The 12,633-nt window shown below is 38.6% G+C and carries 10 protein-coding genes and 2 pseudogenes; 7 read left to right on the top strand and 5 right to left on the bottom strand.

The genetic code is table 11. The features are described 5' to 3' along the window. Position 1: 1 nt before the first annotated feature. Positions 2–964, bottom strand: a complete 963-nt coding sequence (locus CUB63_RS13455) for a polysaccharide deacetylase family protein (protein ID WP_109848257.1) — start codon at positions 962–964, stop codon at positions 2–4. 159 nt (positions 965–1,123) lie between these two features. Here CUB63_RS13455 and rfaQ point away from each other — a divergent pair, with 159 nt between their 5' ends. The 6 genes from rfaQ to coaD all read left to right on the top strand — a co-directional run bounded on the left by rfaQ (position 1,124) and on the right by coaD (position 7,037). After that, entirely contained in the window at positions 1,124–2,191 is a 1,068-nt protein-coding gene (rfaQ, locus tag CUB63_RS13450) for a putative lipopolysaccharide heptosyltransferase III (protein WP_109848256.1), read from the top strand. Continuing rightward, positions 2,191–3,324, top strand: coding sequence for a glycosyltransferase family 4 protein (locus CUB63_RS13445; protein ID WP_109848255.1), 1,134 nt, complete (start codon positions 2,191–2,193; stop codon positions 3,322–3,324). The genes rfaQ and CUB63_RS13445 overlap by 1 nt, the downstream gene beginning before the upstream one ends. Beyond that, positions 3,321–4,424, top strand: coding sequence for a glycosyltransferase (locus CUB63_RS13440; RefSeq protein WP_109848254.1), 1,104 nt, complete (start codon positions 3,321–3,323; stop codon positions 4,422–4,424). Before CUB63_RS13445 ends, CUB63_RS13440 begins: the two co-directional genes overlap by 4 nt. 81 nt (positions 4,425–4,505) lie before the next feature. Next, positions 4,506–5,783: a lipid IV(A) 3-deoxy-D-manno-octulosonic acid transferase gene (gene waaA / locus CUB63_RS13435; protein ID WP_072064689.1), complete on the top strand. Its 1,278-nt coding sequence runs from the start codon at positions 4,506–4,508 to the stop codon at positions 5,781–5,783. Continuing rightward, positions 5,783–6,562 (top strand): glycosyltransferase family 2 protein, encoded by a 780-nt coding sequence (locus tag CUB63_RS13430; RefSeq protein WP_109848253.1) that lies wholly within the window; start codon positions 5,783–5,785, stop codon positions 6,560–6,562. The genes waaA and CUB63_RS13430 overlap by 1 nt, the downstream gene beginning before the upstream one ends. Then, a complete protein-coding gene (gene coaD, locus CUB63_RS13425) occupies positions 6,552–7,037 on the top strand; it encodes a pantetheine-phosphate adenylyltransferase (protein WP_006534234.1) in 486 nt (161 codons plus the stop codon). Before CUB63_RS13430 ends, coaD begins: the two co-directional genes overlap by 11 nt. On the opposite strand, the gene mutM is transcribed toward coaD, so the two are convergent. Next, entirely contained in the window at positions 7,034–7,858 is an 825-nt protein-coding gene (gene mutM, locus CUB63_RS13420; protein WP_109848252.1) for a bifunctional DNA-formamidopyrimidine glycosylase/DNA-(apurinic or apyrimidinic site) lyase, read from the bottom strand. The genes coaD and mutM overlap by 4 nt on opposite strands. Before the next feature lie 99 nt (positions 7,859–7,957). On the opposite strand from mutM, the gene rfaL reads away from it, so the two are divergent. After that, the gene (rfaL, locus tag CUB63_RS13415) at positions 7,958–9,217 is read left to right on the top strand and encodes an O-antigen ligase RfaL (protein WP_109848251.1); all 1,260 of its coding nucleotides are present in this window, start codon (positions 7,958–7,960) and stop codon (positions 9,215–9,217) included. Position 9,218: 1 nt separating this feature from the next. On the opposite strand, the pseudogene CUB63_RS13410 reads toward rfaL, so the two are convergent. The 3 genes and pseudogenes from CUB63_RS13410 to CUB63_RS13400 form a co-directional block, all read right to left on the bottom strand. Beyond that, positions 9,219–10,389 (bottom strand): annotated as a pseudogene (locus CUB63_RS13410) (glycosyltransferase family 4 protein). Next, a pseudogene (locus tag CUB63_RS18000) lies at positions 10,389–11,492 on the bottom strand (glycosyltransferase family 4 protein). Before CUB63_RS18000 ends, CUB63_RS13410 begins: the two co-directional pseudogenes overlap by 1 nt. Before the next feature lie 3 nt (positions 11,493–11,495). Further along, positions 11,496–12,497, bottom strand: coding sequence for a glycosyltransferase family 9 protein (locus CUB63_RS13400; RefSeq protein WP_006534246.1), 1,002 nt, complete (start codon positions 12,495–12,497; stop codon positions 11,496–11,498). Positions 12,498–12,633: the final 136 nt, after the last annotated feature.

Here is a 12,633-nt window from a genome sequence, read left to right as displayed (position 1 = left end):
CTTATTTTGCCTGCACCTGACTTTGATAATACTCAGCTAATGTCATTCCCTGCACTTTATCTGATAAGAAGCTAAATAAGGTTTCTAAGTCGTTATATAACCCTTCAATATCTTTTTCAGTACGAAATGTTGGACTACCACCCGGCATAAATTCAGACGAATGCAACATAAATTCAATATGAGAGTGGCCTTGAGCTAACGATTTTTCTGCTACTTCAATCATCTGTTGGGCATTGCCACCTTTAGGGCGTAACCAATTTACAGAAGGTGCTCGCTGTTTTCCTCTTAATTTATCGTAACCCTGCTTAATTTTATTCATTAAAGGCGAGTGCTTATATTGAATACTCATCGGCACTTCTAGCAACGTAGAATTGCCCGGTTTAGTGATATCTTCTAGATCCATAAAATAAGCATGGCTTGGAAAATCAGTATAATTAGTGCCTCCTGATTGTGTAGGATCACCTTTAGTCAATCGCCAATCGACTTTAGGTGTTACAGAACAATCGACTTGATAACCAAATTCAACTAAAAGTTGTGCATAAATCTCATTAAATGCCCAACGACCAGCACGGTGGCTTAACATTTTGGTTTGTAGTTTATCTTCAAGTAAGTCTGTCATTAATGCGATTTTTTCTCGCATTTGATCTTTGGGGTATTCAATTAAATAAGGCTGATAACGTAAATCATCATCTGTTAAAGGTGTTAATGGTGGACTATTCCACGCATGTAAGTGCATACCAATTTCACCGGTATTGCGGGCAATTACATCACGAGCAAACTCAATATAGGCATCATCCATTACCATTTCATAGTTTGTTAGCCAAACGGGTTTAAAATCAAAGCGCTCACAAAGCTGCTGAAAACGGGGTAAAAAATGCGTATTTTGTGTAGTAATATCACGTTCATTTTCCCAAAGATTATCGCCTTCGGTATCTAATGTGATAATAAATGCTGGTTTTTTCATGCATACCCTGCCAATTAATGGATAATAGGCTAATAAATTTATATTTAATACTATGGCATGCAGTGTAAAACATCAATTCAATCAATATAAATTAGGTTTTATGGATGCTTTTGGCTGTTTTGTTTACAATTAGAGTATCTCACTAAAGCTAAAGTAATTATGACTAATATAAATCAATCATTTAATAGAATACTGGTTATTAAACTCCAACATCATGGAGATATGTTATTAACGACACCCGTTATATGCTCATTAAAATCAGCTTATCCTAATGCAACGATTGATGTTTTATTATACAAAGAAACATTACCTATGCTTGAGCACAACCCATTAATCAATCATATTTTTTATCTTGATCGTAATTGGAAACATCAAGGTAAGTTGACTCGATTAAAAAAAGAGTGGGAACTTGGCCGAACATTACAAAAACAGCAGTACGACTTAGTGGTAAACTTAGCTGATCAATGGAAAGCGGCCATTTTTGCTTTACTTACCAAAGCAAAAACACGTTTAGGCTTTGAATTTGAAAAGCGCAAAGACAGCCAATTCTGGCAAACGTGCCATAACATCATAATTTCTACGGCAGATCATGGACAACTGCACACTGTTGAACAAAATCTGAGTATCCTGACTCCACTTAATATTCCTATCATTTCGGATGTTATGATGGCTTATAGCGAAGCAGACAAACAGTGGTTAGCGGAGACTATTGAAAAATATCATCTCCCTAAAAACTATATCGTTATACAACCAACATCTCGCTGGTTTTTCAAATGCTGGGATGAAGATAAAATAGCGACTTTAATTACAAAGCTTCAGCAAAGTCATTATTCCATAGTGTTAACCTCAGGCCCAGAAGCAAAAGAATTAGAGATGATAGAAACCATTTTGACACAATGCCCTAACAAAGAAATGATAACGGTTTTAGCTGGGCAAACATCTTTATCTCAACTTGCTGTATTAATTGATAATGCAGGACTTTTTATTGGTGTTGATTCTGTTGCAATGCATATGGCTGCGGCATTAAAAACCCCTTTAGTTGCTCTTTTTGGTCCTTCTAAACTTGAGCATTGGCATCCTTGGCAAGCGATAGGCGAAACAATATGGGCGGGCGATTATGATGATATTCCACACCCAGATCATATAAAAACAGACACCCAACAACGCTATCTTTCTGCTATTCCTGTTGATGTAGTTTACAACACAGCTATAAGGCACTTATCTTAATGAATCACCCATTACGACTCGCCATTGTTAGACAAAAGTATCGCCCTGATGGTGGCGCTGAGCGCTTTATTGCCCGCGCATTAGATGCATTATCAAACGACGATCTTGAACTCAATGTGATCACGCGAGAATGGCAAGGTGAAACTAACCCAGATTGGCATATTCACTTATGTAATCCTCGAAAATTAGGCAGAATTAGCCGGCAATCGGGTTTCGCTAAAGCAGCTAGAGCATGTTGGCAAGAACATCATTTTGATATTGTTCAAAGTCATGAACGTATCGCAGGTTGTGATATTTTTCGTGCTGGTGATGGTGTGCATCGCCGATGGCTATTACAACGCCAAAGAATATTACCGAATTGGAAAGGTCGTTGGCTATTTTATGATAGATACCATCGCTATGTTATGAATACAGAAAAGCAGATGTATGCTGATCCTGCATTAAAACAAGTTATCTGTAATTCACAGATGGTAAAAAATGAAATTATTGAGGATTTTGGTGTCTCTGCCGATAAAATAACTGTCATTTATAATGCAATTGACCATAATGTTTTTGTGCCTGCGACAACGTCTCAAAAACAGAGATTAAAGACTCAATATGATATTCCACAAGATGTACCTTGTTTTATTTATGTGGGATCTGGTTTTGAACGCAAAGGATTAGCTGCTGCTATTTCAGCAATAGCAAAGACATCAGCTATATTGTTAGTTGTTGGAAGTGATAAAAATCAGCGAAAATACGAACAACTCGCAACACAATTAGGTTGTAAACAACGTATTTTCTTTTTAGGTATGCAGAAAAAAACGCTCGATTTTTATCAAATGGCGGATGCATTGCTTCTTCCTACTCTTTACGATCCTTTCCCTAATGTTATTCTTGAGGCATTATCGTGCGGTTTGCCCGTGATCACTTCAACAACTTGTGGTGGTGCGGAATTTATTCAAAATGATAAAAATGGATTTGTTTGTGATGCATTAGATATTTCAGCATTAACTAATGCGATTGTGCAGATCCCCCAAAATACTGCGTGGACTGAAATGTCACAGGTGGCGAGAGAGACTATCCTCCCTTATACGCCACAACGATTATCAGGCGAGCTTATTTCACTTTATAAACGGATATTAGCCTTGTGAGTCAACAACATATACTTTTTATTATTGATGGATTACCGGGTGGTGGCGCTGAAAATGTCACGCTCAGGTTAGCTAATGGTTTTCATCAAGCAGGATATCAAGTCACACTGCTATCCTTACATAATAAATTAGCGTATGAACTACCTGATTTTATTGATTATATTGTTGATCATGATAACTATCGTGGTATCTTCAGAAAATTGACTGAAATATCGCGTAGAGCCAAATCCCTTGATAAGGTACTAATACAGCTTTTTGCAAAGAAAGGACGCCCTGCACTTGTTCTTTCTAACTTACATAAAACAGACCGTATTGTTTGCCGATCCAAACAACTAAAAAGCTGTAATGTTTGGTACTGTATTCATGGCATTTACTCTCAATCTTATCTTGGGAATAAATCTGGCTTTTCATATTGGTTGAAAAAAAACAAAATTCAGCGAGTTTATAAAGATAAAAATCTCGTCTGTGTATCCAATGCAGTTAAAGATGATTTAATAAACGCCATAGGCATCCATGCTCGTCAATTAAAAACTATCTATAACCCTTTTAATATTGAAGAAATACAACAAAAAGCCACCCTTCCTAATGTATTAACTCAACAAGAGTATATTTTACATGTGGGTCGATTACATGAAGTAAAAAGACAAGATAGATTAATTGAAGCTTTTGCTAAAGCGGATTTACCTTGCCAACTTATTATCTTAGGTGAAGGCACCCCCTCCGTTAAACAACGATTAGAAGCTCAAATTAAACAACTTAACTTAATAGAAAAAGTCATCCTTGCGGGTTTTATCCCAAACCCTCTCCCCGCAATCAAAGGCGCTAAAGTAGTTGCATTAAGCTCTGATAGTGAAGGGCTTCCTACCGTATTAATTGAAGCATTAATCTGCGGCGTACCTATCGTCAGTACTCGATGCCCTGGTGGAGTCAGCGAAATTATGACAGACGAACTTTCTGATTACCTTTCGACAATGGATAGTGACTCTCTCGCAGAAAAGCTTCGCCTTGCATATTATTCACCACCTCAAATATTGCCATCATCCTATGCAAAATTTGAACTAAACCATATTTTAAAGCAGTATATCGCTTTAATTCCTTAATCCGCGCTTACTTGTTTTACACACTTTATCCCACACAGTGTGATACTATAAGCGTTCGTCTAGATAAGTGAATTTGATAGCATGTTGTTGCGTTTATATCAGGTACTTCTTTACCTTATTCAACCTCTGATTTGGTTGCGTCTTTTATTACGCAGCCGTAAAGCCCCCGCCTACCGAAAACGGTGGGGAGAGCGCTATGGCTTTTGCAAAGGCAAAGTCGTGCCTCAAGGGATATTATTGCACTCCGTCTCTGTCGGTGAGACTCTCGCCGCAGTACCGCTTGTTCGCGCCCTTCGCCATCACTATCCTGATTTACCTATAACAGTCACGACCATGACTCCGACAGGTTCGGAGCGTGTGCGTTCTGCGTTTGGTGATGATGTTTACCATGTCTATCTTCCTTATGATTTACCCGGTTCAGTTAATCGTTTTCTTAAAACGGTTGACCCCAAACTAGTGATCATTATGGAAACAGAGTTATGGCCTAACTTAATTTCAAAACTGCATCAACGAAAAATTCCGTTGATTATCGCCAATGCTCGTTTATCAGAACGCTCTGCCGCTGGTTATCAGAAATTGGGCAGTTTCGTCAAAACGATGCTGCAAAAGATCACCTTAATTGCCGCTCAAAACCAAGAAGATGGTGAGCGTTTTATCGAATTAGGGCTTAAACGTTCACATTTGCATGTTACAGGTAGCCTAAAATTTGATATTTCAGTTACCCCTGAATTAGCCGCAAGAGCCGTTGCTTTACGCCGTCAATGGGCAGCTCATCGCCCAGTTTGGATTGCAACAAGTACCCATGAAGGCGAAGAAAGTATTATTTTAGAGACACATAAAAAGCTACTGACACAATTTCCTCAACTTTTGTTGATTTTAGTGCCTCGACACCCAGAGCGTTTTCCTAAAGCAGAACAGTTAACTCGTGAAGCAGGGCTAAAATATACCTTACGAAGCACGGATGCTGTACCCGATGCACAGACCCAAGTGGTGATTGGCGACACCATGGGTGAACTGATGTTGCTCTATGGTATTGCCGATCTGGCATTTGTGGGGGGAAGTTTAGTTGAGCGTGGTGGTCATAATCCTTTAGAAGCCGCTGCCCACGCTATCCCTGTAATTATGGGACCACATACTTTTAATTTTAAAAATATCTGTGCCAAACTTGATCAAGCTGAAGGATTAATTACTGTTACAGACAGTGAATCAATGGCAACCGCGATTGCCTCACTGCTTAATGATGAAGATTATCGCCGTTACTATGGTCGCCATGCCGTTGAAGTGCTTCATGAAAACCAAGGAGCATTACTGCGTTTGCTTACCTTACTTTCACCTTATCTTCCCCCTCGGAGTCACTAATGAGCCAAAGTAAGCGCCTTTCTGTGGTGATGATCAGTAAAAATGTCGCTGATGTCATTGGCGAGTGCTTAGACTCTGTACAATGGGCGGATGAAATTATTGTGTTGGATTCAGGTAGCCAAGATAACACTCGTCATATTGCGACAGAAAAAGGGGCTAAAGTCTTTATCAACAGTGAATGGCCAGGATTTGGCAAACAGCGTCAACTGGCGCAACAATATGCTACTGGCGATTATATTTTTATGATTGATAGTGATGAACGTGTCACTCCTGAACTAAAAGTCAGCATTCAAGCTATTTTGCAGCAACCTGAAGAAAATGTGGTTTATAACTGTGCTCGCCGTAATTTATTTATGGGGCGCTTTATGAAACACAGTGGTTGGTATCCGGATAAAGTGACCCGTTTATATGCTCGTGAACGTTATCAATATAACAATAATTTGGTTCATGAATCGTTAGAAACCCAAGGTGCGACTACCAAAACATTACAAGGTGACCTCTTACATCTTACTTGTCGTGATTTAATGGAGTTTCAGCAAAAGCAGCTAAAATATGCCGCCGAATGGGCAAAAGAGCGTCATCAACAAGGTAAAAAAGCCAGTTTCGGCTCAATCTTAAGTCATACGTTAGGCGCCTTTTTTAAGACTTGGTTATTAAGAATGGGGTTTTTAGACGGAAAACAGGGGTTGATATTGGCATTTGTTAACGCACAGTATACCTTTAATAAATACGCCTCTTTATGGGAACTCAGCCAGAAGACTGTAAATAATGAAAAATAAAGCTATCTACCCTGGAACTTTCGATCCCATCACTTATGGCCATATCGATATTTTAACCCGCGCAGCAGGTATGTTTGATACGGTTTTATTAGCGATTGCTGATAGCGCCCGTAAAAATCCGATGTTTACCTTAGAAGAACGAGTTGATTTAGCCAAACAGGTAACGAGTCATTTATCCAATGTTGAAGTAGTGGGGTTTAGTGAACTAATGGCTAACTTTGCTAAACAACAACAAGCGACGATTTTAATTCGTGGTGTTCGTAGCGTTTCTGATTTTGAATATGAATGGCAACTGGCGAATATGAACCGTCATTTTGCACCCGATCTTGATAGCGTATTTTTACTGCCCTCTCAAAATCTTTCATTTGTCTCTTCATCTTTAATTAAAGATGTTGCGCGCCATGACGGTGATGTCTCTACGTTTTTACCTGACGTTGTCACCACCGCCATGCTAAAAAAACTCGGTAAGATTTAACGCTCGTTCTCACCATGTTGGCAATGTCGGCAAAAAAATGTGCTACGTTGCCCTTGCTTTATACTTTCAATCGGTTGCCCACAAATTAAACACGGTTTGTCTTTACGCCCATAAACAAATAGCTCTTGTGCAAAATAACCGGGTTTACCATCAGACTGTAGAAAATCTTTAAGTGTTGTCCCACCTTGCTCAATGGAGCGGGTTAATACCCGTTTGATCGCCGTAACAAGAACTTCACACTCTTCTGATGTTAAGCTATTGGCTTTTCTATCTGGCATAATACCTGATGAAAATAGTGCTTCATTAGCATAAATATTACCGACGCCAACCACTAATTTATTATCCATTAACCACGGTTTGATGGCTGTTTTTTTATTTTTAGACTGTTGATAGAGATATTCGGCATTAAATTTATCCGAAAGCGGCTCTGGCCCTAAATGGGCTAATACCGTGCTTGTGGCTAAATCTTCACACCATAGCCAAGCACCAAAGCGCCGAGGATCGGTATAACGCAGTACCTTGCCATCACGAAAAACCAAATCGATATGATCATGTTTTTCTTCAGGTTGCTCTTCTAATAAAATACGTACACTTCCTGACATCCCTAAATGAATAATGATCCATCCTGTATTAAGCTCGACTAGCAAGTATTTAGCGCGTCGTTTTACGCTTAAAATAGGTTCATCCAATAAGGTTTTTATTTTTTCTGAGACAGGCCAGCGTAATTTACTATTACGCACAATGGCGTAGTGCAACACATTACCCACAAGATGAGGCTCAATACCTCGACGACTGGTTTCGACTTCTGGCAATTCTGGCACAGGTGACTCCATGATTATCAGATAAGAGATACAGCGATAACATCATTTTTATTGTATGATCAGCTTCCCTAAAAGTATAAAGGACGATAGCAGATTATTATGATGGTGTTTAAAGACTATAGTAAAAAATCCCTGTGGAATTTATCCATTATTGGGCTTTACATTATATTGATCTACTTACCGGATATCACCCGTTATAAAAATATTGTGATCGGATTGATTGGTGCAACAGCGCTGTGGTATCTGGTACGTGATTTTAAAACTATCTGTAAAATTTTTAAAAATAATCTGGCTTTCTCGCTACTGTTTTTATTACTGACTATTGGTTATTCCATACTGATTTCTGTCGAGCCAAATATTAGTATCAAAGAAGTAAATAAGCCTATTTTAAATGGCTTACTGCTTTTTGCTGTTACCTTTCCGATTGTATTATATAAAGAAAAACCCACTGATATTGCCAAGATGGTGATGGTAGCTTTTGCAATTGGATTGTTGGTGATTATGGCAAAAGAACTGGTGCAGTATTATTTAGAGTATCAGAAAGGTATTTGGCCTTTTACAATAAAAAGTCAGTTAATTCATAGGGAAATATCCTATGCTCTTCTTTTTTTCTTTCCTATTATATTAGCATTATGGGCTCTAAAAAAACGTAACGCTATTATTAATTGGTTGCTGTTAGCTATTGTTAGTTTAGCATTTGTTTTTATTATGTTAGGAACCTTAGCACGCGGAGCATGGGTGGCATTAGCAATTAGTACGCTACTTATCTTGGTCATTAATCGCCAATGGTTACTACTAATAATCAGTACGTTAATCTGTGCTCTGTTATTTATTGGGGCGACAAATTTACCGGCAAATCCCGTTATCAGCAAATTACTTCAATATAAATTAACCCAAACCAATAGTGGACTACGATTTGATAATGGCACCCAAGGTGCTGCACTTGATCTTATTCTAGAACAACCGATTAAAGGCTATGGTTATGGTAATCAAACTTACCATAATGTTTACAATGAGCGAGTTAAAGATCACAAAAGTTGGGTATTCAAAAAATCCATTGGCCCCCATAACGTCTTTTTAGCTTTTTGGTTTGCTGGTGGTATTTTAGGGCTATTGGGTATTCTCTATTTTTGCTCGTCAATAATTGTGCAAGGTATTCAGCTAATAAGAAAAAATCATGGGATTATTCGCCAAGCAGCTTTAGTGCTATTGATGTCATTTTTAGGAGTGTATGTACTACGAGGATTATTTGAAAATGCCTATATCAATCAAGTGGGTATTTTGGTGGGATTAATGCTGGCACTGCGCCACGCTTTACTCAATAATCAATCCGTCACACCATCAGGTAAACAACAATAAGTTACTTAATTAACGTCTTTATTGTCTTTAGAATAACCTCAGCCCGTTTATCCCAGTTGTAATAATTCTCAACCAGAGAACGGGCATGAGTGGTTTTTTCTTTAGCTCGTTGTGGGTTTTCTCTTAACTGTATTATCTGTTTTGCAAAACTCTGCGCATCGCCACTATCTGCAAAACTTACCGCTTTTTCATCTACAACATCACGAATTGAAGGAAAATCAGAGATCACCACGGGTTTTTCCATCGCCATATATTCAAATAACTTGAGTGGTGAAGTATAGCGGCTTCCAATACTGGTTAACGTAAGCGGGAGTACGCAGATATCATGCTGAGCAATCGCTTCAAAGCGTTTTTTTGGGATCAACAAACCCCAAAAAATTGACCTTATCTTTTACGTCCATTTCTTGAGCTAATAAAGTTAATCCGCTAATCTGCTCCGATGTTCCCCCTGCGATATTTAACCGTGCGTTATCAAGATATTTCATTGCTCGCATCATGGTAGGAATACCTTTCCATTTATGCAAACTTCCTAAATAGAGCACTTCAGTAATAGATTGATTTAATTTAGCAGGCACTACCTGACTATCCGCCACTGCATGTAAATCTACACCATCAGGCACAATAATTATTGGTGTAACAACTTGATACTGCGAAACAATATCATCTCTTAATAATGAAGTAAGAACAAAAATACCCGTCGCTTGGCTATAAACTAACTTCTCCATTTTTAATAGCTTATGATATTTTGCACGATTCTTTTTTTTCTCAAATGAATGAGACTCAGCAAAAGATTGAGCAAAAATTTCATGGCTTTCAAAAAAGAGGGGAATTTCTGGATAATTTTCACAAAGATAACACGCTAGCTTTAAGTTACGGGTAAACAACGCATCTACATCATTTTGTTTTATCCAACGAGCAATTTGTAATGAGAAAAGTTTTTGTGAATTAAATGGAAAATACCATTTACGTCGAATATCTCTTAAGGAAACTAAGCTCGCATTAGTGTGAATTGAACGACCTAATATATCGCTATCTTGATATTGTCCTTTTGGCGTGACTAAAGTGACTTCTGCACCCGCTCGAGCAAATGCATCCACATTTTGCAAGATTTGCAAGGAAGCAACACGTAAGTCAGGAACTGGGTAAGGATCAAGATAGGCGATCTTCATTATTATGACGCCAATGCCTGTAATAAACGTTGCGCGGAATGTTGCCAAGTATAACGTGTTTCTATACGCAAACGCGCATTCTCACCCATCGCTTTTCCTCTATCAGGTAATTGGCGAAGATGATTAATCGCCATCACAATTTCATCTGCACTACCAGGAGCAACTAATAATCCCGCAGTGCCTTCATTACCGACAACTTCAGGGATCCCCCCTATATGGCTGGCAATCACTGGTTTTGCACACGCCATGGCTTCTGCAATCGTAATACCGAAGGCTTCATCTCCTGTACTTGGGAAAATACCTGCATCACTGGCTGCATAAAATTCAGGTAATTGATTATGCCCAACGGGTTGATGAAAAATGACTTGTTCTGCAATACCTTTCGCCACCGCTTTACTTTTCAATCGTTCTAAATCATCACCAGCACCGATAATCAAGAGCTTAACATCTTCACCTTTTAGTTTTTCAATCGCATCAATCGCCACACTTAAGCCTTTCCAACCCACTAATCGACCTGCAAATGAGAGTAAAAATGTAGACTGACTTATTCCTAATTGCTCACGTAATGAGGTACTCATTGGCTTAAATTTTGCAATATCCACGCCATTATAAATTACGCTCGGGAATTGCTTAAAATGGTGTTGAATTTACCAAGCATTAAAATGACTACATGCAACCCATGCTGAGATTTTCTTACCTAACCGACGATCACCTTTAAAAAAGCTGGTGCCTCCACTCATATAACAAAAACGCGTTGAGGATGATTTAGACATCATAGAGGGCCAAAAAAAATCAAACGGTTTGGTTAAAATAATCCAATCAAAATGTTGGTTGATAACATCTTTTTTAGCGTGCCGCGCAAAAGTGTAACGCTCAACAATACGGCGAAAACGTCCACCGAGATCGATAACTTTATCCCGCGGTGTATAAGGATAAGTGTGTACCTGTATTTGGCGTCCTGCCAGATTGTGTCGAATATCGCCATTGCCACCATAAAGATGAACTTCATGCCCAGCATCATGCAGTTGCTTAGCAAGCTCCCAAACCGCGGTTTGGATCCCGCCATAAGACATGGTGATTGTGACATCAATTATACCGATCTTCATGGATTACTTTTTCACCTTCATTCCATTCATGATATTACGCACTGCATTCCACACTTCTTCAACTGATATTTCAGCCATATTGTCTTCACGGTGGGCATTTTCCAACGATGTTGGATGTTGGATAACCTGACAACAAGAATGTTGTAATGGTGCTAAATAACATCCTGGGTGATAGCTATGATATAGCGCCACCATTGGGATATCTAAAGCCCCTGCTAAATGTGTAGGCCCTGTATCTACCCCTACATAGAGCGATAAATTTGCCATAATCGCCGCATTTTGTCGCATTGAAACTCGACCCGCTAAGGCTAAACAATGCTCTTCACCGATCTTTTTAGCTAAATCAATGGATAATTGTTGGCTTTCCTGACTACCTAATAGCAAAAAGTACGTACTCGCGTCATGGGTAATAATCTGTTTTGCTAATTGCAGAAAATTTTCTACGGGCCAATCCCTATAGGCTTTAGCCGGAAAACTTTGCAGTTGAAAACCAACAATATTCTTATTAATTAATGCATTATCTTTTAAAAACTGTTGTGCAAAAGCCGTTTCTTCGTCATTGATAAAATAACGTAATTGCCAACAACTCGGATAAATCCCTAATGCATTAATTAATAAGGCTCGCTCTTTTTGTGCAACCATTGGCGAAGTGGGACGCGCAACCCAAGTCGTATTACCTTGCTGCTGAGAAATATCAGCAAAAGCAACGGTATGATGAGATTGACGACGAGCATAGTTCACCAATTCACTATCATTACCGTAAACCAAAGCCAAGTCATAAGGCTTATGGGGTAACCATCCAGACCAAACTGCTCTTTTTTTAGAAAAAGGCCTAATACAATCAATATCAGGATTATGCTCAAGAATGCATGCACTACGTTTATGTGCAAATACATGAATATGAGCATTGGGCCAGCGCTGCTTTAAAGCATGAAGAACAGGAGTGATAAGTAATGTATCACCAAAACGCGCTACCGCTATAACCAATATATTTTTTGGATCCATATGCTTTTTATTTGGTTTAAATGATACATTTACTTTTCAGACTATACACTAAAAAGTATTACAAATATTCATCAATGAGATGAATACACCAAGTTAATAATAGAGATAATCATTTCACGACTTTATTATCAACATT

It is taken from the genome of Proteus penneri (genome assembly GCF_003144535.1).
Classification (GTDB): Bacteria; Pseudomonadota; Gammaproteobacteria; order Enterobacterales; family Enterobacteriaceae; genus Proteus; species Proteus penneri.
This window is presented reverse-complemented; position numbering and strand designations above follow the sequence as displayed.